Source organism: Acidobacteriota bacterium, from assembly GCA_029861955.1.
Lineage (GTDB): Bacteria > Acidobacteriota > Polarisedimenticolia > Polarisedimenticolales > Polarisedimenticolaceae > JAOTYK01.
The window spans coordinates 99,314-125,577 of the sequence record JAOTYK010000010.1; the positions used below are offsets into that span (position 1 = coordinate 99,314).

The 26,264-nt window shown below is 62.1% G+C and carries 20 protein-coding genes and 1 pseudogene; 12 read left to right on the forward strand and 9 right to left on the reverse strand.

Features of this window, described 5'->3' with window-relative positions; translation table 11 throughout:
- The first annotated feature begins 5 nt into the window (after nt 1-5).
- Together OES25_06800 and OES25_06805 are read left to right on the forward strand one after the other, a co-directional pair.
- The gene (locus OES25_06800) at nt 6-497 is read left to right on the forward strand and encodes a nitrate reductase cytochrome c-type subunit (protein MDH3627352.1); all 492 of its coding nucleotides are present in this window, start codon (nt 6-8) and stop codon (nt 495-497) included.
- Nucleotides 498-720: 223 nt separating this feature from the next.
- Nucleotides 721-1,476: a hypothetical protein gene (locus OES25_06805; protein ID MDH3627353.1), complete on the forward strand. Its 756-nt coding sequence runs from the start codon at nt 721-723 to the stop codon at nt 1,474-1,476.
- Here the strand turns inward: OES25_06805 and OES25_06810 are convergent.
- The 3 genes from OES25_06810 to OES25_06820 are packed head-to-tail and all read right to left on the reverse strand — an operon-like array spanning nt 1,473 to nt 6,187.
- The gene (locus OES25_06810) at nt 1,473-3,695 is read right to left on the reverse strand and encodes a protein kinase (GenBank protein ID MDH3627354.1); all 2,223 of its coding nucleotides are present in this window, start codon (nt 3,693-3,695) and stop codon (nt 1,473-1,475) included. The two genes, OES25_06805 and OES25_06810, sit on opposite strands and share 4 nt — an antisense overlap.
- Entirely contained in the window at nt 3,695-5,365 is a 1,671-nt protein-coding gene (locus OES25_06815; GenBank protein ID MDH3627355.1) for a formate--tetrahydrofolate ligase, read from the reverse strand. Before OES25_06815 ends, OES25_06810 begins: the two co-directional genes overlap by 1 nt.
- Before the next feature lie 9 nt (nt 5,366-5,374).
- Nucleotides 5,375-6,187: a hypothetical protein gene (locus tag OES25_06820; GenBank protein MDH3627356.1), complete on the reverse strand. Its 813-nt coding sequence runs from the start codon at nt 6,185-6,187 to the stop codon at nt 5,375-5,377.
- 136 nt (nt 6,188-6,323) lie between these two features.
- On the opposite strand from OES25_06820, the gene OES25_06825 reads away from it, so the two are divergent.
- The 7 genes and pseudogenes from OES25_06825 to OES25_06855 all read left to right on the forward strand — a co-directional run bounded on the left by OES25_06825 (nt 6,324) and on the right by OES25_06855 (nt 12,738).
- Complete coding sequence (locus OES25_06825) at nt 6,324-7,292, forward strand: hypothetical protein (protein MDH3627357.1); 969 nt, start codon at nt 6,324-6,326, stop codon at nt 7,290-7,292.
- A gap of 153 nt (nt 7,293-7,445) precedes the next feature.
- Nucleotides 7,446-8,111 (forward strand): ABC transporter ATP-binding protein, encoded by a 666-nt coding sequence (locus OES25_06830; protein ID MDH3627358.1) that lies wholly within the window; start codon nt 7,446-7,448, stop codon nt 8,109-8,111.
- The gene (locus OES25_06835; protein MDH3627359.1) at nt 8,104-9,099 is read left to right on the forward strand and encodes an HlyD family efflux transporter periplasmic adaptor subunit; all 996 of its coding nucleotides are present in this window, start codon (nt 8,104-8,106) and stop codon (nt 9,097-9,099) included. The genes OES25_06830 and OES25_06835 overlap by 8 nt, the downstream gene beginning before the upstream one ends.
- Complete coding sequence (locus tag OES25_06840) at nt 9,096-10,304, forward strand: efflux RND transporter periplasmic adaptor subunit (GenBank protein MDH3627360.1); 1,209 nt, start codon at nt 9,096-9,098, stop codon at nt 10,302-10,304. Before OES25_06835 ends, OES25_06840 begins: the two co-directional genes overlap by 4 nt.
- Entirely contained in the window at nt 10,294-11,502 is a 1,209-nt protein-coding gene (locus OES25_06845) for an efflux RND transporter periplasmic adaptor subunit (GenBank protein ID MDH3627361.1), read from the forward strand. Before OES25_06840 ends, OES25_06845 begins: the two co-directional genes overlap by 11 nt.
- A 110-nt stretch (nt 11,503-11,612) precedes the next feature.
- Nucleotides 11,613-12,197: pseudogene (locus OES25_06850) on the forward strand (ABC transporter permease).
- 313 nt (nt 12,198-12,510) lie between these two features.
- Nucleotides 12,511-12,738, forward strand: a complete 228-nt coding sequence (locus OES25_06855; GenBank protein ID MDH3627362.1) for a hypothetical protein — start codon at nt 12,511-12,513, stop codon at nt 12,736-12,738.
- On the opposite strand, the gene OES25_06860 is transcribed toward OES25_06855, so the two are convergent.
- Both OES25_06860 and OES25_06865 read right to left on the reverse strand, forming a co-directional pair.
- Entirely contained in the window at nt 12,735-15,386 is a 2,652-nt protein-coding gene (locus OES25_06860; GenBank protein ID MDH3627363.1) for a serine/threonine-protein kinase, read from the reverse strand. The genes OES25_06855 and OES25_06860 overlap by 4 nt on opposite strands.
- Before the next feature lie 33 nt (nt 15,387-15,419).
- Nucleotides 15,420-16,136: a hypothetical protein gene (locus tag OES25_06865; GenBank protein ID MDH3627364.1), complete on the reverse strand. Its 717-nt coding sequence runs from the start codon at nt 16,134-16,136 to the stop codon at nt 15,420-15,422.
- A gap of 161 nt (nt 16,137-16,297) precedes the next feature.
- Here OES25_06865 and OES25_06870 point away from each other — a divergent pair, with 161 nt between their 5' ends.
- Entirely contained in the window at nt 16,298-17,857 is a 1,560-nt protein-coding gene (locus OES25_06870) for a retroviral-like aspartic protease family protein (protein ID MDH3627365.1), read from the forward strand.
- A gap of 46 nt (nt 17,858-17,903) precedes the next feature.
- Here OES25_06870 and OES25_06875 read toward each other — a convergent pair whose 3' ends face one another.
- Both OES25_06875 and OES25_06880 read right to left on the reverse strand, forming a co-directional pair.
- Nucleotides 17,904-18,140 carry a hypothetical protein gene (locus OES25_06875; GenBank protein MDH3627366.1) on the reverse strand — a complete coding sequence of 79 codons (237 nt, stop codon included), beginning with the start codon at nt 18,138-18,140 and terminating at the stop codon, nt 17,904-17,906.
- Between the two features lie 13 nt (nt 18,141-18,153).
- Nucleotides 18,154-20,796 (reverse strand): serine/threonine-protein kinase, encoded by a 2,643-nt coding sequence (locus OES25_06880; protein ID MDH3627367.1) that lies wholly within the window; start codon nt 20,794-20,796, stop codon nt 18,154-18,156.
- An 83-nt stretch (nt 20,797-20,879) separates the two neighbouring features.
- On the opposite strand from OES25_06880, the gene OES25_06885 reads away from it, so the two are divergent.
- Nucleotides 20,880-21,281: a hypothetical protein gene (locus tag OES25_06885; protein MDH3627368.1), complete on the forward strand. Its 402-nt coding sequence runs from the start codon at nt 20,880-20,882 to the stop codon at nt 21,279-21,281.
- A 62-nt stretch (nt 21,282-21,343) separates the two neighbouring features.
- Here OES25_06885 and OES25_06890 read toward each other — a convergent pair whose 3' ends face one another.
- Nucleotides 21,344-24,523: a hypothetical protein gene (locus OES25_06890; protein ID MDH3627369.1), complete on the reverse strand. Its 3,180-nt coding sequence runs from the start codon at nt 24,521-24,523 to the stop codon at nt 21,344-21,346.
- Nucleotides 24,524-24,533: 10 nt separating this feature from the next.
- Nucleotides 24,534-25,073, reverse strand: coding sequence for a hypothetical protein (locus OES25_06895; protein ID MDH3627370.1), 540 nt, complete (start codon nt 25,071-25,073; stop codon nt 24,534-24,536).
- A gap of 246 nt (nt 25,074-25,319) precedes the next feature.
- Between OES25_06895 and OES25_06900 the strand changes: the two genes are divergently transcribed.
- Nucleotides 25,320-26,258, forward strand: coding sequence for a hypothetical protein (locus OES25_06900; GenBank protein MDH3627371.1), 939 nt, complete (start codon nt 25,320-25,322; stop codon nt 26,256-26,258).
- Nucleotides 26,259-26,264: the final 6 nt, after the last annotated feature.

Here is a 26,264-nt window from a genome sequence, read left to right on the forward strand (position 1 = left end):
GTGTCATGAAACCCCGCAACCTGTATCCGATTCTCATCATGATCGTTCTGGTCGTGCTGCTCCAGGCCTGCGCCGGCACGCAGATAGATCAGACGGTGACGGTGATCGATGATGAACTCGGTCTCAGTAAGGAAAGCGTCTTCTCTACACCTGATCCGATCGTCGCGATGAGCACGAGGTTGGAGCCGGGTGAAAACGAGCTACTCGGCGCATACTTCTCGAAGGCGCCGCCCCTGATCGCCCACAATATTGAAGATCTGCTGCCAATCATGATCGACGAGAATTACTGCATGGGTTGTCACGAACTCTACGACGAGATCGGTGACGAGGTCGCTCCCGAAGATCCGACGCCGATGCCGATAAGCCACTACACCGACAAACGTCACAACCCCGGCGACGCCACCCCGGATGTCGTCGGCGCCTATTTTGTCTGTACTCAGTGCCACGTACCGCAAACCGATGCAGCACCGTTGGTACCCAACACCTACCGGCAATGAGTTCGAACTCGGACAGGCCGATCGCCTACGGCCGGCGAGCATTCCTCCGTGGTCGTGTCCTCGGCTATGGCTCCGCGGAAAACGACGGAGGGGGTCTGGTCGCTGTTCTCGACCGTGGAAACTGCATTGCCTGGGATGGCGTAATCTGCATCAGTTGCAAGTTGGCCTGTGAGCCGCAGGCGATCGCCTTCGAGAACCGTCGACCCACGATCATTTACAACGCTTGCACCGGTTGCGGAGACTGCATCAAACCCTGTCCCACCGAGGCAATCCGTTTGAAATAGGTGAAATCGCTGTACTCGAAGTAGCTGTTGAGAATCCGATTCCCAACTCGGGCGTGCAGAACGGTTCGAAACTACCGCCCCCAAAGGTTCTGCTCTACCTGGAGCAGTTCGATGAAGGGCACGCCCGCGAAATAGCCGACGTCTTCGACGTCTCGCTGAGCATGGTGCAACGCCAACTGGAGCGCTTCGAAAGAGCCGGCGCGCTGGTCTGCTCCACCCTGGAGAATCACGGCATTCACACCGTCTTATCGGGCGGCAGCGTCGTGTCGATTTATTCCGACAACGTCTATGAATCCTACGATCTCGACTTCATCGAGATCGGCCTCGGGCGCTCAGTCGACGTCGCGACGTCTGAACTGGGCTTCAAGAAGAGCGGTCGTCACTGGGCCCACCGCGACACTCGCTTCTGGGTTGAGTTTTCCACGGGCCCGGTCCAGATCGGCAAGACACACATCAGCAGCTTCGCCGAGCGCAGCACCCGTTTCGGAACGTTGCGCCTGTTACATCCGACCGACTGTGTGATGGATAGGCTCGCCGCGTATTTCCACTGGAACGACACCGAATCTCTAGAACAAGCGGTGCTGGTGGCTCTCGCACAAGAGATCGATCTCGATCGAATTGCAAGCTGGGCGGAGGCAGAAGGCGGTGGCTCGAAGTTCGCCGAGTTCGTCGATCGTATAGATCCTCGCGATTAGGACGCGTCCGTCTCCGGAAACAGCTCTTCAAACTCCGGATCCCCGTGCAACATGTTCAGATCCGGGTCTCGTCGCGTCCACACCGGATCCGTCATCCCGGAGCTGTGCGCCTTCCGCAACGCATCCATCGCCTCGGCCCGTTTGTTCAGACTACAGAACGTACACGCCGCGTTGTACAGCACGGCGGCCTCGTCGGGACGCAGCACCATCGCCAGGTTGGCCTCGCGCATGGCATCTTCCACGCGACCCTGTTCGGCGTAGTCGCCGGACAGCAGGATTCGCGCACGGGCATCCTCCGGGACAACCTGCAGATGTTTCTCGAGAGTCTGGATGAACCGCTCGCGAACATTCTTGACGGCGTCGGTCTTGCCCAGCGCGCTGAGCGCGTTGCAGACCGGGACGTAGACGTTGTAGTCGGGTCCGGCAGACTCGAGCGCCGCCTCGCTCATGTTGGCGACTTCCTGATAGAAGCCGGCAGCGAACAACGCGCGCACAAGCAGGTAATACGCGCCCTCGCAATCGGGCTTGCGCTCGATGGCGGTCCGTACCGCCGCCAATGACGCCTCGTACTTGTTCAGTGCGTAGTAGACCCAGGCCTGGGCGACCAGCACTTCCGGTTGTGCCGGCTGTAGCTCCGCCGCAATCTTCGCGGCCTCCTGGGCCCGGTCCAACAGATTCGTATTGCTACCGAAGCTACCCTGGTACTGGGCGCAGACGTTGGCGATGGCGGCGTAGGCCAGCGCAAACTTCGGATCCTGCGCCACCGCGCTCTCGTACATCTGCAGGGCGAAGTCCATGTCCTGTCGTGTCAGGCGACGGGCGTAGCTCTTGCCCTTCAGGTACATGTCGTAGGCCTGCAAGGAATCGGTGGGCTTGGTCGCGATCGCCTCTTGCTCTTGCGGGCTGAGGGTGATGCTCATGGCGTCGGCGATCTTTCGAGCGATCTCGTCCTGGACCTCGAAGACGTCCTTCATCTCTCGGTCGTAGCGTTCGGACCACAACGGGAAGTCGGTCTTGGTATCGATCAGCTGGGCGTTGATCCTCAATCGATCGCCGGCCCGCCGCAGACTTCCGGCAAGCACATGGGTCGCCGAGATCTGTTGCCCGATCTGGGCCGGTGTCACCTGCTTGTCGCGGAAGGCGAGGACGGTCGGCCGCGAGAAGACGTTCACGCCACTGATCTTCGACAGCTCGGTGATGATGTCCTCGGTGATGCCGTCTCTGAAGTACTCGTCTTCCTGCGCCCGGCTGAGATTCTCAAAGTAAAGCACGGCCAGCGCACACTTGGTGGTCGTCGTTCCGCCACGTGAGGTGGTTAGCTCTTCCGCCTGCCGGGTCCCCGAATCCAGATCCCGTTTTAATCGGGCCAGGTCGGTCTTGAGGTCCGTCGCCGTCTGGTAACGCAGGTTGCGATCCTTCTCCAGCGCCTTGTCCAGAATCCTGTTCAGCTCTTGCGGTAAGGCCGAGTTGGTCTGGGTCAGCGGCGGAGGGTTGCGATTGAGGATCGCGTCAAAGACAACGGCCGAGGTCTCGCCCTCGAACGGCAAGACCCCCGTCGCCATCTGATACAGCATCGTCCCGAGTGAAAACAGGTCGGTGCGGGCATCGGTCAGCTTGCCCCGAGCCTGCTCCGGCGACATGTAGGCCACCGTGCCGATGACGGTCCCGGCGGCGGTCAGGTTGGCGGAGTCGGCGACGGTTTCATCGTCGGCCGGCGTCATTCTCTGGAGTCCCGGAGACGAGTCGACCTTGGCCAGACCGAAATCGAGGATCTTGATCTGATCCTTGCTGTTGACCACGACATTGGCCGGCTTGATGTCGCGATGAACGATCCCCTTCGAGTGGGCCGACTCCATGGCATCCGCAAGTTGGATCGCCATGGTGAAGAACCGCTCCAGCTCCAGGGGCTTGGGGCCCATCAATTTGGAAAGGGTCTCCCCTTCCAACAACTCCATCACGATGAACAGAAGATTGTCGTGACGCTCGATGGCATAGACCGCGCAAATACCGGGGTGATTCAGCGACGACGCGGCACGGGCCTCGCGCTGGAACCGCTCCAACGACTGGGAGTCCTTCTCCATCTCGGCCGAAAGAAACTTCAGCGCCACACGACGACCGAGGTTCTGATCCTCGGCCTCGTAGACGACGCCCATCCCCCCACTACCCAGACGGTTCAGGATCTTGTAGTGGGAGACGGTCTGCCCGGCCTCAAAGTTCATCAGGTCAGTCCAACAATCTCGCCATCGCGTAGATCGACCGCCTCGGCGATCGGCTTACGCGGCAAGCCCGGCATCCGCAAGATGTCGCCGGTCAACACCACCAGGAACCCGGCACCGGCGTTGATCTGCAATCCACGGACCGTCACGACAAAATCGTCGGGGCGTCCACGGAGCTTCGGATCGTCCGATAGCGATGCCGGCGTCTTGGCGATACAGATCGGCAGCTTGTTGTAGCCCAGCCGTCGTGCGTCCTTCAGGTCCCGCATGGCGTCCTTGGTGAAGACGACGTCCTTGGCGCCGTACATCTTCTTCGTCACGGCGAGGATCTTGTCCTTGACCGTGTCTTCCAGTTCGTACAGAGGCGCGAACGGGTCGCTGTGGATCTCGGCCTGCTGCATGACGACCCTGGCAAGTTCTTCAGCCGCCTTGCCGCCGCCGGCGTGGTGATTGGAGACCGCGAACGGGATGCCAAGCTCCTGACAACGACGACGGACCACGTCGATCTCTTCATCGGTGTCGTCGCCGAACTGATTCAACGCGATGACCGGGTTTTCGCCGAACTGATGGATGTTTTCGATATGTTTTTCGAGGTTTGGCAGGCCGGCGGCGACTTTCTCGGGATCCGGTCGGGCCAGCGTCCGACTGGCCGCACCGCCGTGAAGCTTCAGCGCCCGGATGGTCGCGACAAGCACCACCGCCGCGGTGTCCAGCTTGGCCTTGCGACACTTGATGTCGAAGAACTTCTCGGCGCCCAGGTCAAACCCAAAGCCTGCCTCGGTCACGGCCCAGTCCGATAGATGCATCGCCATCCGCGTGGCGATGACGCTGTTACAACCATGGGCGATATTGGCAAACGGACCGCCATGGACGAACACCGGTACCCCTTCGAGGGTCTGCACCAGGTTGGGCCACAGCGCGTCACGCAACAGCGCAAGCATCGCACCGGAGGCTTGCAGCTTCTCGGCGGTGATCGGCTCACCCTCGTAGCCGAACGCCACCAGGATCCGATCCAGTCGCGCCCGCATGTCGTTTTCATTCTCGGCCAGACAGAGCATCGCCATCACCTCGGAGGCGGCGGTGATGTCAAAGCCGGTCTCCCGTGGCACGCCCTGCTTGTGACCGCCAAGACCCACGATCGTGTTCCGCAGCGCCCGATCGTTCATGTCCATGACGCGTCGCCAGAGGATGCGTCGTGGATCGATGCGAAGTTGGTTGCCGAAGTAGATGTGGTTGTCCAGCACTGCGGCCAGCAGGTTGTGGGCCGAGGTGATGGCGTGGAAGTCACCGGTGAAGTGCAGATTGACTCGCTCACGAGGGACGACCTGGGCGCGACCGCCACCGGTGGCGCCGCCCTTCATGCCGAACGCCGGCCCCAGAGAGGGCTCGCGAAGGGCCAGGCAGACCGACTCGCCGAGACTGGCAAGTCCCTGTGCCAGGCCGATGCTGGTGGTGGTCTTTCCCTCGCCGGCCTTGGTCGGCGTCATCGCCGAGACAAGGATCAGCCGGTTGGGTTTCTTGCGGGGCCGGGGTCGTCGCAGGACGGCCGGATCGACCTTGGCCACATCGGTCCCAAAGAGACGGATGTCTTCGCCGGTCAGGCTTAGCCCTTCGGCGATCTCGCTAATCGGACGGGTAACGGCAGAACGTGCGATCTCATTATCTGTTGGCATGGCGGCATTCTACGGCACTCCCGCGATCGTCGCCGTCAGTTTTCTGAGGAGCTGGCGATCCGCGTGACGCCGCTGCCTATCCCGGTCCACCGACCTCAGAAGTTCCGCCAGAATATCGGCCGAAACCATCTCCCGGGCCGCGGCCAGGGCTTTTGGATCATCGAAGTGCAGAAGGGCCTCGGCAACAAACAGGCTTACACCTGTGGGAAGACGCTTCGAGAGCTCGATGATCGGATCGATCGCCGAGCGGTCCCCCACGTAGGCCAGAGAGCTGGCGGCCCGCACGGCGACGAAGTGGTTGTCGGCGTCCAGCGCCTGCAGCATCAGATCGAACGACCGAGGATCTCCCGTCTGCCCCAGGAAGAAGAGATCCGAGGGGTCGGTATAGATCGACTGGTGGACGGCGGTTTTCGGGTCCAACTCGTGGGTCAGACACCAGTTCAGGAATCGGAGCGAATAGACCCCGGGAACCACCTCCCCGTCCTTCGAGATCTGTAACGGGAACGGCGCGTCGCGCTGGACGATCGCCTGCGCAAATCCCTCGAGGTAGGCGTAGTACTGCGGGTCCTTGTCCTGCAGCACGACCAGCATCGCCGCCGCCTGCTGCTTCAACTGCTTGTCTTCCTCGACTGCGAACGCGCGCCGGAAGAAATCGATGGCGCGACGGTCTCCCTTTTCCAGCCACTCGAAGGCGCGCTTCCAGTCACTCTCCCGGAACTCGGCCGCAGGGCGTTCGGTCACCGGCTGTCGGTTGGGAGAGGCCACCAACGAGCTGGCGACAAGGGCCAGAAGGACGGCCAGCGCCGGGGAGAATTGCTTCAAGTCGACCTCGTTGACTGGAACGTAGGTCCGGAATCTGGGCGATTCAACTCGGCGCGTTTCACCCTTTCTTATTAATGATACGCGGCCGATTCGACTTTTCGCCGGGAAGCCCTAAGTTTGCTTCAGGAGACTCCCCATGAAACGTTATTCAGCCTTGGTCCTTGTCAGCTTGCTGGTGATCGCTCTCCCCGCGTTCGCCGAGGGCTCTATCGAATCCCGCGTCACGGTCGAGTTTGGCGGCGGCGCCAAGATCATCAAGCGGATGACCGGCACGGCCAAGGATGGAGTTATCCATCGAACGGCCATCCAGAATCGACGGATGATGGAGTTGGCCGGAACGCGGGGCACGCTGATCGATCTGGACAAGGAGCTGCAATTCGACGTCCAGCAGTCGAAACAGCGGTATCAGGTCCGGTCCTTCGTCGAGGTCAAGGATCAGCTTCACCTGATGCAAGGTGTCTTCGATGGCGGCGAGGGTCCCACCAGCATGGCGGGTACCGACGAGGCGCCACCCATCAAGTACGTTTCGACGCTGGAGTCAGGTCCCACCGGTGCGACGGCGAAACACGGCGGATACGAGACCACCGAGTATCGCTGGGTGGTCACGGTCCATCAGGACGGCATGACCCTGGAAGACGGGGGCGGCGCCGTCCTGACCGCGACGATCATGGTCGGCCCGAAGCTGAAGGTCTTTGACGAGTTTCAGCGCTTCCGACAGGACTACATGCAAGCACTCGAGCTGGATCAGCCGATCCGGGAGACCGATCAGAAGCTCACTGAGATTCTGGCCGGTTCCCCTGCGTTGCGAAACGCCATGACCCGCTACTACGAGGATCGTGGCAAGTTGAACGGGGCACCGCTACGAACGGAGTTGATGCTCGAGACGGTGCCGTTGCCGTTATCCGAAGAGGAAACTGCGAAGAACGCCGACGCCGGCATGCTCAGCAAGATCGGCAAGAAGCTGTTCAAGAAACGACAGCGAGAGCGCGAGGAGGCGTTGGCCAATGGCGGTCGCATTCTCCAATTCAAGACTGTCAACGAGGTGCTCAGTGTTTCGTCGTCGTCCCAGGGGCTGACGCGACTCAGAGACTACGAAGCGCGATAGCCGACTTTTCCGCGGCCCAATCGTACTAATCCTAGGAATCGTCGTCGCAGACTAGGCGGCAGACGCCACAGATCCGTACTAGAGTAGGAGCCAAAGGAGAGCCACGTGGCCGTATCGGCACTGGGCGACCCGGCAGGGTCGCGTGTCATCGAAATGCGAAACCTCGTCCGGCTGTTCCAGATGGGCGACGAGCAGATACGAGCCGTCGACGATCTCGACCTGCAGGTAGAACCGGGCGAATTCGTCGCCATCATGGGTGCCTCCGGTTCCGGAAAATCCACCCTGATGAATCTGCTCGGTTGTCTGGACACCCCCACCTCAGGTCAGTACGTCCTGGGCGGTCAGCCCGTCAGCGAGATGGAAGACGACCAGTTGGCGGAGATTCGCAACAGCGAAATCGGCTTTGTGTTTCAGGAGTTCAATCTTCTCGAACGACTGACGGCGGCACAGAACGTCGAACTGCCGCTGGTCTATGCAAAGGTGCCACCGGTTGAACGTGTCGAGCGTGCGAAAGCAATGCTCGCGCGGGTGGGTCTTTCCGAACGGATCGAGCATCGACCCAACCAACTCTCCGGTGGACAGCGGCAACGCGTCGCCATCGCAAGGGCCCTGGTCCACAAGCCGACCTTACTGCTTGCCGACGAGCCGACCGGCAACCTGGACAGCGAGTCATCGGAAGAGATCATGGGTCTATTCGACGCCCTGCACCAACAGGGCAACACCATGGTGATGGTGACCCATGACTCGGAGATCGCGGAGCGCGCGAATCGCCAGATTCGGATGCGTGATGGAAAAATCGTGGAGGACACCCGTGCGTAGGCTCTTGATCCTTGCGGTCGTCGTCGCGATGACCTCGCTGCCGACCCTTGCGTCGGACCTCCTGGTGCTCTCCGGCTCCCTACGAGCCGTCGAGGCAGAACGGTTCTCCATCCCCGTCACCTCCAACTGGCAGGTGACGATCAAGTGGTTGATTCCCGAAGGCGAGTTTGTCGAGGAGGGCGACTCCATCGCACGTCTCGACCCTGCCGGTGTCGAGGAGAACCTGCGACAGATCGAGGATCAGCTGATCGGAAAATTTCACGAGCGGGCCAACGCCAAGGCCGATGCGCGTCTGACAAGGATGGATCTGGAACTGGCGCTCAAGCGTGCCGAGGTCGAGTACAAGAAGGCACGGATCGATGCCGATATTCCGCAGGATGTGCTGAAGGGTATCGACTACCGCAAACGTCAGCTGGACATGGCGACTCGGCAGAGGGGCCTCGAGGATGCGCAGATGACGCTCTTGACCCACGATGCCACCACACGCTCGCGAAAAGCCACGGTCGATATTGAGGTCTCGGAACTTGAACAACGACGGTCGCGTCTCGCCGATGAGTTGGACGCCCTGGATCTTCGCGCCACCCGCGCCGGGCTGGTCGTCCACGAGGTGCATCCCTGGTTCGGGCGGAAGATCGTCGAGGGGGATCGTCTGCAAGCCACGTTCCCCGTGGCGCGGATCCCGAATCTCGACACCCTCGAGGTCGAGGCGTGGGCCGGCGAGTCGGAAGTCCTGCGAATCCAGGAGGGCCAACCGGTTGCCCTGACCCTTGACGCCTATCCGCAACATCCGTTGAGCGGCACGGTCAGCTACGTCGCCTCCGCCGGCGAACAGCGTGTCAGTTGGGGACGGGCGTCCTATTTTCGCGTGCGTATCGCGATGGACGATGCGTCCGCCGACTACATGCGACCGGGGATGTCGGTACGTTGTGAGATCGGAGAGACGCGAACCATCGACGTGGCCGGCAACCGACCAGAGGTGACACCATGAAGTGGCGCTGGTTGATCCTTGTGGTGATCGCCGCGATCGGTGTCGTGGCCGTCACCAGCGGCGCCGGGATCTTTCAGAACAAGACCCGCCATTGGCTCGAGATCGCCGAGGAACCGTTTGTCCGACGGATCGATGCGTCGGGCGAATTGCGCTCGTCCAATAACGCCATGGTCGGTTGCCCCACCATCACCAGCGAGTGGAACTTCACGCTGACCTGGCTGGCCGACGAGGGAACCCAGGTCCAACCGGGCCAACCCGTCGCTCGGTTCGACGGCCAGCGTCTTCAGGATCGACTACAGATCGCGCAGACTCGACTTGAGACATCGCGCACCGAGTTGGAACGAACGCGCATCACCCAGCAATCCAAGCTGGAACAGTTGATCCTGGAACAGGCCGAGGCCAGGGCACGCTTCTCACAGTTGGAGCAGAAGCTTGCGGTGCCGAAGACGATGCAGGCGGCATCGGAGCTAGAAAAAATCCTGCTGGATCGCGAATTCGGCGAACTGGAGTTGGAGCTGATCGCCAAGCGCATCGAGACGCAACGGGATAACCGGAAGGCGACCATCGGCTCCGCCGAGTATCGCGTCTCCGAGTACACCCGCGAGATCGAGCAACTCCAGTCGGATATCGAGGCCCTGAGTGTCGTCGCCTCCCGTGCCGGGTTCGTGGTCCACGCCGCAAGCTGGAATGGCGAGAAGCCGAAGGTCGGCGAGACCGTCTGGTCCGGTCGATCGATCATCGAGATTGCCGACCTCTCCCAGATGGAGGTCCTGGCCGAGGTCGCAGAACGAGACGCCCGTCATGTGCAGATAGGACAATCGGTCGAGGTCCGCCTGGATGCCTCGCCCGACCGGGTGTTTACCGGTCGGATCAGCAGCCTCGGTCGCCTGTTCCGAACCAAGTCCCCCACCATCCCGACGATGATCTTCGATGCGACGATCCAGATCGACGAGGCAGACGCGGACCTGATGCGTCCCGGCATGGCGGCCGGTGTCGAGATCCTGGCGCCGGGGGCCGAGACGACGATCCATGTTCCGGAGTCGTCGATACGCATCGTCGACAATCGGCCAACGTTGCGTATCCGGCGCAACGGCACGACGAAAGATGTCGCGGTCGTACTTGGACCTCGTTGGCAAGGTCGGGTGATCGTCGAACAAGGCGTGCAGGCCGGCGACGAGGTGGAGGTGCCTACCGATGCGTCGTAGCGCTTCAATCGGCATGCTCCTGCTGGGACTACTCTTCGCCGGTTGCGGTGAGGATCAAATCTCCGTGCCGCTGGTAACGGTGCAATCCCAACCCTTCGATGTTGTCATCAAGGCCGAGGGGGAACTCTCGGCGGCCCGCTCCACGCCGGTGGAGATACCGACGTTGCTTCGTGGCATCCAGCGGATCGCCTGGGTCGTCCCCGACGGAAGCAACGTGGCCGAGGGCGAACTGGTCGCCCGTCTCGACGCCGACCGGATCGACGAACAGCTGACGACGTTTCGCAATCGACTGAGTCGATTGGACTTTCAGCTGGAGGCGAAGAAGCAGGAGATCGCCAAGGAGTTGAGGATGGTCGAGGGTCAGCTCACGCTGCTGGCCCAGGAACGAAACGACGCCGTGACAAGCGCACCGAAAGACGAACGGATCTTCTCGCGACAGAAGATCATCGACGCCCGCATCAATATCGAGTTGATCGACACCAAGATCCAGCATTACGAGTCGCAGTTGGCCCGCACGAGAGAGCGCGAAAAGACGGAGCTCGAGATCCTACGACTGGAACGACAGACCCAGGATGTCCGTATCGGCCAGTTCGAGAGTCAGAAACAACAGCTCGAGATCCTCGCTCCCCATGCCGGCTTCTTCCTGGCCGGACAGACATGGCAAGGCGAGAAGATCCGTGTCGGCATGGAACTCTGGAGTGGACAGTCTCTCGGCGAACTGCCGGACCTGGACGAAATGGAAGCCAAGGTCCAGGTGCTGGAATCGGAAGCGGCAGGTCTCGAGGAAGGGCTGTCGGTGACGGTCCAGATGGAAGCCCACCCGGAGGTTCAGATCGAGGGAACGGTGAAGACCGTCGCCCCGGTGGCCAATGCCATCGAGAACGAGAGCCCCGTCAAGTACTTCGAGGTCGTGTTGACCCTCAACGAGACCGACACGGTAACGATGAAGCCGTCCAGTCAGGTCCGCGCATCGATCCGGGTGGCCAGCGAGGAGACCGCCGTTTCTGTTCCGAACCAGGCGATCTTCGTCGAGGAGGGTCAACCCTGGGTCTTCGTCGCCGACGGTAGCAAGTTTGAGCGACGGGCGGTCGAACTTGGGATGCGCAGTGTCAGCCGGACCGTGATTGTCGGCGGACTGAAAGACGGGGATCGTATCGCGCTTGTTGACCCCGAGGGCGACGGGTCGGAGGCCGGCTGATGGACTGGAAGACCGGCCTGCGTCACGCCCTTGACGAGTTTGCCCATCACAAGCTGCGAACGCTGCTGACCCTTCTCGGCATGATCTTCGGTGTCGGCGCGGTGATCAGCATGCTCGCGATCGGCAAGGGCGCCGAGCGCGAGGCCCTGACGATGATCGATTCGTTGGGTCTGCGGAACGTCATCGTGCAGGCCGAGGTGCAATCCGACGAACGGCTGCGTGAGATCCGTGAAGATTCGCTTGGCCTGAACATTCGCGATCTGGAAGTTTCGATCGCGACGCTTCCCCAGGTCGCTCGCTACTCCGGTGTGAAGGAGATCAACGTCTTCGGACTATTTGCGGACTCCGGTCACAGCGAGGGACAGGTCTTCGGTGTTGAGCCGCCCTACTTTCCGATGGGAAGTCTCACCGCAGAACATGGACGACTACTGAACGACGACGACGAGAAGAACTTCGCCCAGGTCTGTGTAATCGGCTCCCAGGTGGCGCGAGATCTGTTCGGCACGCTCAACCCGCTAGGCAAGCGGATCAAGGCCAACCATCTCTGGTTCGAGGTGGTCGGTGTCCTGAAATCGACCCAGGCCGCGGAGCAGGAGTTTCAGGGGGTCCAACTCTCCGGTCCGCAGAACAAGGTCTTCGTCCCGCTCCAGACCGCCCGCAATCGCTTCCGTTTCAAACCGATGGAGAACGAACTGGACGCGTTCCATCTGGAGGTATCGGATCGCGACGCTATCGGTTCGGTGGCGGCGACGCTCTCCCGTTTACTCGAGACCCGTCACGGAGGCATCGTCGACTATCGGCTGGTGGTGCCACAGATGCTGATGGAGCAACATCGACGGACGCAACGGATCTTCGACATCGTCATGGCCTCCATCGCCGGCATCTCATTGCTGGTCGGCGGCATCGGCATCATGAACATCATGCTGGCCACGGTCCTGGAGCGAACACGAGAGATCGGCATCCCGAGCCATCGGCGCCAAGCGTCACGACATCCGTCGTCAGTTCCTGATCGAGGCCTTCGCGATCTCTTTACTTGGCGGCGTGGTCGGCATCGTGACCGGCTTCATGCTGGCCTACGGGATCTCGATCTTCTCCGGTTGGCCCTTCGCGTGGTCGTTCATCGCACCACTGATCGCGGTAGCGGTCTGCACCCTGGTGGGGTTAACCTTCGGGTTGTACCCGGCCGTGCGGGCGTCGAAGTTGACGCCGGTGGATGCCCTCAGTCGCGGCGGCTAGGGCTTCGCGTCCCAGTTCAGCACGATCTGCAACGGCTCCGTCGCCCCCTCGGTGCGAGTGGCGATCAGGAACCGGCTGTGGTCGCCGGAACTGTCGAAGGTAACGATGACGTCCTCGATAGCAAACAGCGCCACCGGTGCTCCCAGGGTCACGGAATCTTGCCGCGTATCGACAGAGACCGCCTGCAGAGTCTGATCGGGATCGAAATAGACGATCTCTTTCCCGTCTCCGCGCCAGCGAGGCAACTCGCCCCCCACGGTTGAAACCTGCCAACGTCCTCCGGTCACCAGGGACTGCACGAAGATTTCGCTGCGCCCCGACTCGTCTGTCGCATAGACGATCAACTTACCGTCGGGAGAGAATCGTCCGTCGGTGTAGGCAGCGTCGCCTTCGGCCACCAGTGTCTTCTTCTCGCTCTCCACCTCGACAACCCAGAGATCCGAGGTTCCCTGCCCGGAACCCACCGGCCAGAACAGCACCGAACGTCCATCCCGACTCCAATCGAACACCATGATGTCCTGGTCGTCCGAAAGAACGAGCGTCATCTCACCGGATCCGTCGGCCGGACGACGGTACACGTTCAGGGGGCCGTTATCCTGAGACGTAAATAGCAACTCGCTGCCGTCCCCCGACCAGAGCGGTGTCGTGTAGGCCGACGGGCCCGATGCGAACAGACTTCGCAGGCCACGGCGGAGATCGATCAACCAGATCTGCTCGTCACCGGTTGCACCGTAGAGCGTCACCGCCGCTCGACGTTCGTCGGGTGACAGCTCAACCCAGTTAAAAGGTGCGGGGTCCACTCCGATGTCCGCCTGCGCACCCGATCGATCGGCCCAACTCAGGGATGTCGGCGGGAAGGCCTGACCACCGGCGTAGAGCAGGGTCCCCTCGCCGGAAACGGAAAACGCGCTGTGGCCGGTGGCCCGGTTTCGCAAGACCCCCGATACGACGACTTGCGCCTCGCCATTGACCGTGAGCGTCTTTTCGTCGAACGGGACGGCGATCAGATTCTCCTCGCGTGTCACGAGGATGTGGCCTGACGGTGCGTAGGCCATGCTCGAGGCATCCTCGATCACCCGATGGGGCTTCGTCTTGCCATCCACAGACGCCAGGAAGACTCCGCCGTGCTCTTGCCGGGCCTTGACGTCGTTGGTCCACGACAGGTAGAGGAAGTGATTCCCGTCGGGCAAGAAATAGGGCCATCGATGACTGGCATCGGGCACGTTGGGATCGGGTGTGGTCACTGGGCGAGGCTCGCCTCCCGAGGCATCGACGACGTGGATACCGGAATTGGCATCCGGCGCGAAGATGATAGTGTCGTCGATCCCCCACGAGCCGCCGCGAGAATAGGACGACCCCGACTCGCTGATCTGCTGTACGCGGCGGGTCGCAACCTCCATCCTCCGTAGCCGACCGCCCATGAAGAACCCGATGTGTCGACTATCCGGAGACCAGAAGACAAACTGCGCGCTCTGGGTGTCGGGAAGTCGACGAGACTCGACGTCGTCGATTGATCGTATCCAGAGTTGACTCTGTCTTTCGCCGACACCGAACACGATCGACCGGCCATCGGGCGAGATGGCGGGCGGTGACGCGAATGTGTCGCCGATTCGGGTGGATCCGGGAATCGTGATGGTGAAGCGACGAGTCTCCCGTGGTGTGGAGCGCTCTTCCGTCGAACCGGTGAACGCGAAGTAACCGGCGACGACCAGTGCCGCCACCATCAGGGCCCACGGAAGCCAACCGCTGCTGCTTGAGGTCGATTCGACACGCTCCAACCCCGCGTCGGGGTTCTCGATGGCGTGCTGAAGTTCCAACCGAGCGTCGCCGGCATCCCGCAAGCGCTTGTCGACGTCCCTGGCGAGGCAACGTTTCAGCATCAATCGGACCAACGGCGGTGTCGTGTCGGGCAGCGCCGACCAGTCCGGCTCCTTCCGCAGGATCGCCGCTAAAGAGTCCGAGACCGTCTCTCCCGCGAACAGACTCTTGCCGGTCAAACATTCGTAGACCACACAGCCGAAGGACCACAGATCCGTCCGTCGATCGAGGGGCTTGCCCCTGGCCTGCTCCGGCGACATGTAGGCCGCGGTGCCAAGGATCATGCCTGCGACGGTCCCGGCGGAGGTCATCGTCGGCGACAACGACGGATCGCTGCTACCGGTGTCACGTTCGAACCCCTTGGCCAGACCGAAGTCCAGCAGCTTGACGTTGCCCTGGGGGGTGACGATGACGTTGGCCGGTTTCAGGTCGCGATGGATGACGCCGTTCTCGTGGGCGGCCTCGATACCGGCGGCCATCTGGGTCGCCACGTCGAGGGCGGTGTCCAGCGGCAGCGGACCCCGTGCGAGTTGGAACGACAGATCCTCGCCGGCGACGTACTCCATGACGAGGAAGTGCACGCCCTGGTCCTGGTGCAGCCCATAGACCGCCGCGACGTTGGGGTGGTTCAGCGAGGCCAGGGTCTTGGCCTCTCGCTCGAAACGTGCACGACGCTCGGGGTCCTCGGCGAACATCGGCGGAAGCAGCTTGACGGCGACATCACGATTGAGCGTGGTGTCGGTCGCCTTCCAGACGGCGCCCATGCCTCCCTCGCCGATCTTGTCGGTGAGGGTGTAGTGAAGTAGCTGAGTCCCCGATTCAACGTTCATCGGGGGATTCTAGTCTACTAATGGACCTTCGCTCTACTCTGTCTTCGCCGTGGCTACGGCGTCGTAGATCGCCAACGCCCACAGGAGGATCGGTGCCGTCCACAACACCACCGGCGACGACAGGACCCGCAGACTGGATTCCAGCTCGACACCGTGAGCCGCGAAGATCCCAAGGGCCCACGATGACGACAACAACCAGACGAACGCCACGGTCCAGAGCCCGGCAAGAAACGCAGCCGCCTTCCGCGGCTGCTGGTTGAGGATCTGCCCCCAACCGGGAACACAGGCCGAGGCGATACCCGCCACAACGGGATGAGTTCGATGAACGCCGCGGGGTGTGCCGAAGAGAATATTGCCAACGTGGGTCCAGGCCAACGCGAGGAAGATCAGCTCCAACGCGTAGATGCCGCCGAAGGACGGATAGCCGAGCGCGACAAGAGTCGACGGCAATCGTTCCAACGAATTCAGGACGGCCCAGCCCAGCGTCAGGAGAAACAGGCTCCCCGTCAGGAAGAATAACCCGTCGGCCCAACGACCCCGCAGCATCTGCGACATGCCTGGAATGGCAAGTCCAAGACTGTCGGCGATGGCGTCCGCCGGTGTGCGTGGAGGATCGAGATTCGCGGTCGGTCCGGCCAGCGCCGGTTCCCTGCGATCGACGACCGACGGGACGGGCAACGGCATGCTCGTGACCGGCGGTGGCGGCGGCTCGACGATACCCAGATCGTAGACGGTAGTGCGTTGACTCATGACACAGACCTCCTCTGCCATGGGTCCTTGCAAGGTTGCGGCCAGACCGAAAAACGCCCTGACGGCGTGGATCCGGCCGCGGGCGACCTCGGATTTGAAATCGAAAACACGATTCTCGCAACCCGTCGGGACCCTGCCCGTATCCACCGCCAGGAGGGGCCGTGCGATCCGCTGACCCACGCTGGATTACGACGTTTACGAGCGTGCTGATCTCCCTCGTCAGTTGGGTGCTGTTCTCCACGTCAGACACCGAGCTCTCGACGACGCCGACACTGGAGCAGATTCGTCGGGCTGCCGGAACCGACGACCTCCCTACCGGCGACCGATGTCTATCGATCCAGGGCGGCGGCAGCTACCGCGGAACCGATGCCAACTATGAAATGCAGCTGGGTGCGGGCGGCGCCTATCGCTACGAGATCGACGGTCCGATGGCAACCGTCGTGACCTCCGACGGTCAGCGGGTCTGGCAGAGAGATGGCGCCAGCGCGGTCTTCGAATTGCAGCTGATCATGAAGGAAGCGTTACGGCTGGGGATCTGGATCGAGAGCGGTTACTGGCTGGCGGAGGAGGCACCGATCGTCCTCGGCGAACCGCTTCGACGCGGCGACGACTGGGTGGTCACGGCGCGTACGAGGGACGGCCTGCTGGATGTGGTCGTGACCCTCGACGAAGACACCTTTCACCCCACACACGTCGACATGGCGAACTTCGGCGCCGATCTTGCAATCGACTATTCCGACTATCGCGCGGTGGATGGCCTGAAGATCCCCCATCGAATCCGGGGAACCGACGAAGCCGGTGGCGTCGATGATTTCCGCGTTCGAAAGGCCGTCACCACCGATTGCAACGCCGAGGCCCTGGCAAGTCTTCCCCGCGGTGTCGATGACACGACCTTCGACTCGGCCACACCCTCACAACTGAACGTGCGCAGGATCGGGACCGGTCATGTGGCCGTGAAACCGGTCATCGACGGCAAGCCGACGGGTTGGTTCATCTTCGACTCGGGTGCCGGAGCCTCCGTCATCACTCCTGCCGCTGCGAAACGATTGGGTCTGGAGAAGGTGGGCATGACCGTACTCGGTGGCTCCGGTGAGGATGTCGCGGCGACACCGCTGTATGCGATCGACACGTTCCAACTGGGCCCGATGACGGTGCAGAACCTGGCGTTCATGGAGATGGACATCGACACGGCCGTCCCGTCGCTCCGCGGCATCGAGGGTGTGATCGGGTGGGACATCCTGATTCGTGCGCGTGTCGCGATGGAGCTGGACACACCCGCGCTCAATGTGCACGACTCCGCGGGGGAAGCTGACGCCGACATCGAATGGCAGCCGTTGGTACTTCACGGGAAGCATCCGCATGTCCCCGGTACGTTTGACGGAGGTCAGCCCGGGCTGTTCAGTCTTGACACCGGCGCGGCCAATACGACCGTCGTCTTCTACTCGCCAGTCGTGGAACGATTCTCGTTGCTTGGCAAGAAGAGCGGCCCGACACGTACATTCAACGGCGCCGGCGGTGCGTCACGGTACGTCAACGGCCGGCTGGGCTGGGTCGAGATCGGGGGGCATCGTTACGACGACCTTCCGGTCCGATTGAGCCTGGACAAGGCCGGCGCGATGGCCGATCCGTACGGGCTCGGCAATGTGGGCGTCACGATCCTACGAGACTACCGTCTGGTCTTCGACTACCCCAATCAGCGGATCGCGTTGGTTGCCCTCTAGCGAGACCGAAACCGCTTCACGGCGACCGACCTTGTTGGAATGCCCATCAGTACACGAGACGATCGGGTCGGCCGAGAAGGCGAGGAAGGAGGCGCGATGGGGGGCTACTTCCTGACGCGTTGCCGGTGCGCCGTCGATCTACAGCTACCAGTTCCTGGAGGGTGGGCACAATCGCTACGTCGCGATCGAGGGTGGTGTCGGTCGCCTTCCTGACGACCCCCATGCCGCCCTCGCCGATCTGTTCGATCAGCGTGTAGTGCTGGAGTTGTTGTCCAGCTTGCAACGGCTCCCGGTTGTCACTGCCCGTCCCAGTTCAACAACAGGGTGATCGGGTAGTCGGAACCCTGATCATCGGGGACACCCAGCACGAAGCGTTCGCCGTCGGAATTATTCGTCCAGCTGTTGCCGGACTGGGTCGGGAACAGACAGTTGGGGATGTCCGCCACGACCCGGTCGGACAGCTCCACCTTGACCGAACAGAGCTTGCCCTCCAGATCGATGTAGAAGATTTCGCTTCCGTCCTTCTTCCAGCCGACCGTCCAGTCGGCACCCACCCGGGTGAGTTGCCACTTTCCCTCGCCGCTGGGGAAGCGGGTCAGGAACAGCTCGTAGCGACCGCTCTCGTTGGAGACGTAGGCGATCCATTCGCCATTCGGCGCGAACCTCGCGTAACCCTCGTCGAAGTCCCCGGTGACGAAGGGTTCGGCCGTGCCGTCCTCCAACGAATAGATCCAGAGATCCGCCTTGCCAGGGCTGGAGTTGAACGCGATGTACTTGCCGTCTGAGGACCAGTCCTCCGCCTCGGATCGCAAGGGGTTCGCGTAGAGTAGTTCGGCTTTGCCACGTCCGTTCGCGGCGCGCACGTAGATGCCGTGTGCGCCGCCGCGTTTGGAAGCGAACGCGATCCGGCTGCCGTCCGGGGACCAGACGGGCCCCACGTCGTGGGCCTCGTCGAAAGTCAGCCGGCTGCCGACGTTGCGTTGGAGATCGTAGACCCAGATGTCGCCCTGACCGGAGACTCCGTCGAGCAACGTCACGGCCAGTGAACGGTCGTCCGGAGAGAGACGGATGAAGTCGTACTCGCCGGAATTGCCGATCGTGTCCTGCGCCTGCCCCTGGCGGTCGAACCAGGTCAACTGTCGCTCCGGTGTCAGGCCCGTCTGGAACAGAATCGGCCCTGCCCCGGAGACCACGAACGCGGCGATCCAGGTGTTGGGTTGCATGACAACGCCCTCGCCGACGGCGAACCCCTCGCCAGTGAACTCGAGTTTCTCGGCTGAGAACCCCCGCGCCATCAGGAAACCTTCGTTAACCCAGAACACGTGCCCCTGCGCGTAGTGCGCCTGGCTCATGGAATACGTCAGCTCGAACGTGTCGTCCGACTCGACGTCACCGACCCAGATCGAGTTGACCGGATCCGCGTCTGCGGCGGAGTGGCTGCCGCGAACGTAGAGGAAGTGACGCCCGTCGGGCAGGAACGAGGGGTGACGATGGGTCGTCTCGCCGCCGCGCTCGGGATCCAACTTGGTCACATCCTCGCCGAGGACACCACCCGTCGAGACACGCTTGATGGGTGACTGGGTGTCCGGGGCAAACAGGATCGTGCCGTCTTCGTTCCAGGTCCCACCGCGACCGTCCCCGGCAACCGCCACCGTCAACGGTGCGCCGCCGTCAAGATCGAGTTTTTTCAGTTTGCCCTCGGCAAAGAACCCCAGCTGGCGGCTATCCGGAGACCAGAACGGATAGGTCGCGCCTTCCGTGCCGGACAGAATCCGCGGTTCGCTGGAACCAAGCGTGCGCAGGTAGAGCGACGGGGTCCCCGACCCGGAGGAGGCGACAAACGTCATCCTCGTGCCGTCCGGTGAGATCGAGAGCGAGCCTGCGTTGGATCCGGTGATCAGGAAATGGTGCTCCTTCGGGGGGGCGATCTCGGCGCGGATCTCGAACGTTCGTGGCTGGCGTGGGCCACGCAGCGCGAACCAACTCACCGCGACCAGCGCCAGCAGTGCGACGGCGGCGACGACCCACGGCAGCATCGTGCGTCGGTGGGCCGCCGTCGTGGCAGCAGCCGTGCCACCGGCCGCCAGGCCCTCGGGTGACAGGGCAATACGCGCCTCGCCGATGTCCTGTAACCGTGTCTTGGGATCGCGGTCCAGACAGCGTGTCAGCAGTCGCCGGACCGAGGCCGGGATCTCTGCGGGCATGTTCTCGTCGCTAACATCGTCCCGCAGGACCGATGCCAGAGTCTCGGAGATCGTCTCACCGGCGAAGGTCGCTCGGCCGGTCAGCAGTTCGTGCAGCACCACACCGAAGGCCCAGATGTCGGCGCGTCGATCGGCCTCCTTTCCCTTGACCTGTTCGGGGCTCATGTACGCCGCGGTGCCTAGCAGGGTCCCGGCGATCGTCCCCGCCGAGGTCACCGTCGGCGAGAACGACATGCTGCCGGGATCGGCGGAGCTCTCGGTCTCGAGCGCCTTGGCCAGGCCCAGGTCGAGGACCTTGACCTTTCCTTCGGGAGTCAGTTTGATGTTGGCGGGCTTCAGGTCGCGGTGGATGATGCCCCGTTGATGGGCGGTCTCCAGCGCCGCTGCGACCTGCCGTGCGACGTCGATCGCCTCGTCCGCCGGCAACGGCCCGCGCTTCAAGCGCTGGGCTAGATCCTCGCCGGGAACGAACTCCATCGCGATGAACGAGATTCCCTCCGCCTCGTGGAGCCCGTAGACCCCTGCGATGCCGGGGTCGTTGAGCGTGGCCAGCAGTTTGGCCTCCCGCTCAAAACGGGACCGACGATCCGCATCGGTGGCGAACGCCGCAGGCAAGATCTTGATCGCCACGTCGCGAGCGAGGGTGGTGTCCTTCGCCTTCCAGACGACCCCCATGCCGCCCTCGCCGATCTGTTCGATAAGGGTGTAGTGCTGTAGTTGTTGTCCGGCTTGCATTCGGTCTCCGCTGTTGACGGAGGGAGGATAGCAGAGCGGAACGATCCTCCGGTAAGCGCAACCACCCGGTATGTTAGGGTCTGATGGAACGTAGAGCCTGTGGAGACCCCATCATGCGCAAATACCTGTTCGCAGCGGCCCTGATCCTCGCCTGTCTCGTCATCGCCGCACCGGTCCACGCCGCCAGCTACGCCTGGGCACCGTGCAACGTCGGCAAGGTCACGGTGAAGGCGAAGACCCTCAGTGTCTATTGCGCCGCACCGTACAAAGGTGATCAAGCCGCATGGAACAAGGACGTCCCCTACTACTCGGCCTCTCTCGAGGAAACCTCCGAGGTGCGAATCAACGCGATGCTCGAGTTGCTGATCGCGGCACGGGTTCACGATCGCCCGGCTCGGATCCGTTACACCCGGGAAGGCGACAAGAACCCACCCGGTTGCAAGGCCAGCAACTGCCGAAGGATGGAAGCCGTAACCCTCAAGTAAGAAAAGGGGACAGATTTATTTTTCCGCCGAGACGGCGGAAAAATAAATCTGTCCCCTTTTCTCTAACGCAGCGTGACCAGAACCCGGATCTGTCCGGTGCCGACTTCCAGTCGGTCCAGTGCTTTACCGAGAACCGTTCCCGTCGCAGGGTCGTCGTCGCGACGGGCGTGTCCGGCGGTCTCCGACGTGACCAACAGGTCGCCCGGGAGGATCGCGCCGTAGCTGGCGTCGACGTTACAGAGGACGATGCCCGACATGGCGATCGGGGTCTTGCTGTTCTCGCCCTCGGTTTCGCGAGCACCCAGTAGCATGCCGGCATCTGCGGCGACGACGCCGAAGACCGCGCGGTCCGCGTTCAGGGTCGCTCGAATCATGGCGCCGGTCTGGGAATCGATCGAGACGACGTCTCCGGCGTCGAGCGACTGACCCGTCGGCAGCATGGTGGCCATCTCGCCGGCACCGGATCGGAATGAATCCGCGTAGAGATCCCCGTCACGGATGGGGGGCGCGACCTGAACCGCCGCCGTTGTCACTTCCCCGCCGACCGAACGACGTGTCGCTTCGATGGCGTCCGGACGGGTCTCCTCCTCGACTTGCGCGTACGCATCGGGGTCGATTTCACTTTTCAGTTCGGCGTGTCTTGCCCGTTCGGATCGATCGGAGCCGACGGGGTAATCGAACTGGGTATCTCGCTGACCGATGGCCAGCTTCAGTGCGTCGCCGCGGCTGGTATCGATGCTGGCGCGCCCGTGGGCGTCGGCGGCCATCTTGCTGTAGCGGGCCAACGCCGTCGCCTCGCCGAGGGCCGGGTCGTTTCCACGATCCCGTACGTACTGCTCTTCCGTCGGCAGGAACGACTCCGAACGCTTCGGTCGCATGACCGGAAGCTGCTCGTGTCCGATACGCAGACCGAAGACGATGAAGTCGAAGGCGACGTCGGGGGTTCCGGGTGCGGCGCGAACCACGATCTCGTTGACGGACAATTCTTCGACGAAGAGGTCGGCCCATTGGCCTCGAGGTGTCAGGTGAGCCGACAGTCCCAGATCGGGGTTAGCGACAAACGGGAAGGTCTCGCCCAGTTGGACCCGCGCGACCCCATCCTTCAATCGACCGAAGCCGCGGGTGAACGCCGTCACCTCATCGCCCTCGAGCGAGGTGTAGACGATCTCCAGGTCGTCGCGATAGGGATGGTTCTGCACGAAGTTCTTGGTGGTGGCGGTCAATGTCCCGAAGGTGTGGAAATCGTCGGAGACCTCGAATCGATCGGCGGCGTTGTCCCACTCGAAGCGTTCGCCGGAGTTCAAGCCGTCTTCACGGAAATGGATGTCCTGATTGCCGTCGATGCCGGACTCTCTCATGTAGATGTTGCCACCATCCAGGTCGAGATTGCCGTCCAGATCCAATCGACCGGCGCTATCGATGAAGCCCTTGAGATTCCCCTGGTGCAGGAACTGGGTCGTTCCGTTCCCCGAGTTGATCTGGATGGTGCTACTGCCGAAGATCGAGATCGATCCAGACGTGAGGCCGGCGGTCGATGCGTAAAGGTGTAGGTCGTCGGTTGAGGTCGTACCGCCGTAGGCAAACATGCTGGCGGTCGAGGTCGAGAACTGCGCACCGCCGCCGAAATCCAAATCATTGCCGGAGATCAATAGGTCTCCATCCATTTGAATATCGCCGACACTGTTAAGGGAGGCGGTCTCGACGTTGGAGCCGTTGTAGAACCGGTAGGTACCGTTCCCGGCGTCGAACCACATTTCACCCTCGCCAAAGATGGTGATCTCGCCGTTGCTACTCGTACTGCCGGCTCTGAGATACAGATCGTCCGTGGCTAGATCGCCAGCCTGGAGGCTGGTGCTGGTTGCAAACGAGGTCAGGCTGGCACCACCGGCGGTGGACAGACTGCCTTCGATCTGTAGATTGCCGCTGGCATCGAGACTGGCGGTCTCTTGCCCCGTGCTCTCGTTGTAAAACTGGAACGATCCGTTGCCGGCCCGTATCTCGATCGGGCCGTCGCCGTTCATGATGATGCGGCCGTCGGTGTTGTCGTTGCCTGCCACAAGCCATAGGTCGTCGGAGTCGGTATCTCCGGCCTGAACACGCATGATCGTCTGCCCCGCAGTGACGTACCCTCCCAATGCCGATGTCAGTGTGCCATCAAAGGTAAGGCTTCCATCGATATTGAGATTGCCTGTAGGGTCGAGATCGGCGGTCACCATTCCTAAACTCTCGTTCCAGAAATTGTACCGTCCGTTTCCGGACAAGAAATCGATCTGGGCGTCACCGTTCAGAATGATCCGGCCGTCGGTGTTGTCATTGCCCGCTACCAGCCACAGATCATCGGTGTCATTGTCGCCTGCCTGGACGCGGAAAATGCTCGCCGCCGGGAAGATATAGCCCCCAGCAGCCGATGTCAGCGATCCATCGAAATCAAAACCGCCGTCGATCTGCAGGTAGCCGAGGGGAGTCATGCTTGCGATTTCCATACCATTGGCGTCGTCGAAGCTGTAGGTCCCGTCACCGGAAGAGAAGTTCATCGGCCCGAGACCCTGGACGACGATTCTTCCCTGACCTGGACCGGATCCCGCCTGCAAATAGAGATCGTCGGACGTCTGATCGCCGGCCTGGAGGTGCAGATAGTCGGTCGTCGAGTGGATTCTGGCGCTCGAACCGAAGTCGAATATGTTGCCTCCGGCAGTGAGGGTTCCATCGATCGTAAGAGAACCGGCTTTGGTCTGGGTGCTACCGGAAGTAGTGAGCAGGCTCGAGGTCGACAACCCCCCGACCGTCATCGCGTCGGTGGCGGAGTCCGCGGTCTCGGCATGCTCGGCGTTCAACGCGTGCGCTGAAGAGGCGATCGGCACCCGTGGGCTGAGGATTTCCCCGTTAACCTCGATCTCCAGCCATACATCGGTCCAGAACTCGAAGACCTCCGCCAACGAATTGTAGGTAGCGGGGCCGCTGCCGTCGAAGACGTTTCCTCCGCCGATCTGGGCGTTGAACAGGCCGTTCTGAAAAGTCACCCCACCGGTGCCGGCGATCAGATGCTGATCGACAATGTAGTCGCTGCCGCCTGCCACGAACGGGTAGAGGCGGAAGACGACGTCGTAGGTCGCGTTGATCGGGTTATCAAAGCTGTCCCGAAGCACGCCCTGGTAGTTCAGTCGGTCGGGCGCCGTGGCCGCCAGGAGTGGAAGCGTCAGTGCGACGAGGACGATCACGAGAATCGATTTGGAGATGCGCATCTTCAGACTCCTACGGACAGGGTGAGGGGTTGGGACGTTCGGCACCGTCGCTATCGAAGCCCTTGGTCCCTTCCTCGTTGAGACGATTGTTGGAGGTGACGAGATAGAAATAGCCGTCGGAGGACGGCGGGATATCGGGATCGTTGACGGTGGTGCTGGGGATGTCAGTGGTCTCGCAGCTGCCGTAACCCAGCGCTGCGATCCCACTCATCAAGCCGCGATAGAGGGTGTAGTCGGCGGCCGCCGCCTCGACCAGCCAGACCAGGGTGTCGGCGTCGTCGAAGATCAGCCCCAGCACCTCGAGGGGTGGGCGATAGGCGGCGGTGAAGCCCACGTCCAGCTGGAACGCCGAGCTGGAGAGCTGGCCACCGCCGACGGCGGACCCGATCGAGTCGACCCCCATGCGGAACGACGCCGAGGTCGGCGTGACGCCACTCGCTGGGTTCCCCCCCGAGTTCAGAACCCCCTCTTTCAGGCTAAAGGAGGCACTTTCCTGGGCCATCGCGGGAACCGCCAGCAGGATCAACGCGGTCCAGATCAGTCGTCGCATCGGTCGCCTCCATAAGGCTGTACAGACCCAAAGGAAGCGGGAAGTAACGAAGAATTGGAAGGACGCAGGAAAAGGGGACAGATCTATTTTTCCCCGGGGAAAAATAGATCTGTCCCCTTTTCCTGCTTTTTCTCACCATCGCTCTCTCATGGTAGGGTTTCCGCAGAGTGAGCCCGATGACGACGAAATAGCCAGCGCGGCCGACCAACCGTGCGTATCGTTCTCAAAAGTCCATAGGGGATGCCCATGACCATATCCAAGCGCACCTTGATCGTCGTCGCGTTGTTCGTCGCCCCGATCATGGCGGCGGAGGTGACCGTACAGAACGACTCGCTGGTGGCCGGCAACCCCGGCACGGCGCAGCTCGGCTTCGATCCCAACGAGAGCGCCGCCAGCTGGCAGACCTCGCCCTGTGACGGGACCATCGTCGCGGTGCAGGTGTTCTGGAGATCCGAGGTGGGCACGGAACCGTTCTCGATCGAAGATTCGATCAAGATCTTCGAGGGCGGAGTCTTCCCGACGCCCGGCACGGAGCTGGTGAGCATCGACGGCCCGACAATGACCGACGGCGTGTTCAACGAGTTCCGATTCCTGGACGAGAACATGGTCATCCCGCTAAACGAGCCCGTGACCAACGGGCAGGAGTACATCGTCTCGTTCAAGTTCCTCAACGACCCTAACGAGTCCATCGGCCCAAGCGTCGTCAACGACACCGACGGCTGCCAGCTCGGCAAGAACGGCCTCTTCGCCCTTGGGCTCGGCTGGGCCGACGCGTGCTTCCTGGGTGTGAGCGGCGACTGGGTGATCCGCTCGGTCGTGGATTGTGCGCCGGTGGGTGGAGCGGGTAGCGTTCCCAACGGCGGCGACACGCCCGGCGAGCCGCTACGAGTCAACCTCGTCGGCGGAGACCTGGAGCTGACGTGGAGCCAATCCTGTGAAACGACCGACACCGACTACGCAATCTACGAGGGCTTCCTCGGCGCGTACCCCAGTCACTTCTCCAAGTTCTGTGTGAACGGTGGCGCGACGACACGGACGTTTCCACAGGACGGCTTCAATCGTTATTACCTGGTGGTCCCGTTCAAGAGCGGGATGGAGGGTTCGTACGGCAGAGACAGCGACGGTGTCGAACGCCCCCGGGGTGGCGGCACCTGTGAGCCGGACCAGACGCTGACCTGCCCGTAGGAAAAG

Bases quoted from the DNA above. Each gene is read 5' to 3' on its own strand.
- OES25_06865 (MDH3627364.1), bottom strand. From the start codon at position 16,136: ATGAGTCAACGCACTACCGTCTACGATCTGGGTATCGTCGAGCCGCCG.
- OES25_06880 (MDH3627367.1), bottom strand. From the start codon at position 20,796: ATGCAAGCCGGACAACAACTACAGCACTACACCCTTATCGAACAGATC.
- OES25_06885 (MDH3627368.1), top strand. From the start codon at position 20,880: ATGGAACGTAGAGCCTGTGGAGACCCCATCATGCGCAAATACCTGTTC.
- OES25_06815 (MDH3627355.1), bottom strand. From the start codon at position 5,365: ATGCCAACAGATAATGAGATCGCACGTTCTGCCGTTACCCGTCCGATT.
- OES25_06890 (MDH3627369.1), bottom strand. From the start codon at position 24,523: ATGCGCATCTCCAAATCGATTCTCGTGATCGTCCTCGTCGCACTGACG.
- OES25_06800 (MDH3627352.1), top strand. From the start codon at position 6: ATGAAACCCCGCAACCTGTATCCGATTCTCATCATGATCGTTCTGGTC.
- OES25_06830 (MDH3627358.1), top strand. From the start codon at position 7,446: ATGCGAAACCTCGTCCGGCTGTTCCAGATGGGCGACGAGCAGATACGA.
- OES25_06860 (MDH3627363.1), bottom strand. From the start codon at position 15,386: ATGAACGTTGAATCGGGGACTCAGCTACTTCACTACACCCTCACCGAC.
- OES25_06840 (MDH3627360.1), top strand. From the start codon at position 9,096: ATGAAGTGGCGCTGGTTGATCCTTGTGGTGATCGCCGCGATCGGTGTC.
- OES25_06825 (MDH3627357.1), top strand. From the start codon at position 6,324: ATGAAACGTTATTCAGCCTTGGTCCTTGTCAGCTTGCTGGTGATCGCT.
- OES25_06900 (MDH3627371.1), top strand. From the start codon at position 25,320: ATGACCATATCCAAGCGCACCTTGATCGTCGTCGCGTTGTTCGTCGCC.
- OES25_06845 (MDH3627361.1), top strand. From the start codon at position 10,294: ATGCGTCGTAGCGCTTCAATCGGCATGCTCCTGCTGGGACTACTCTTC.
- OES25_06810 (MDH3627354.1), bottom strand. From the start codon at position 3,695: ATGAACTTTGAGGCCGGGCAGACCGTCTCCCACTACAAGATCCTGAAC.
- OES25_06895 (MDH3627370.1), bottom strand. From the start codon at position 25,073: ATGCGACGACTGATCTGGACCGCGTTGATCCTGCTGGCGGTTCCCGCG.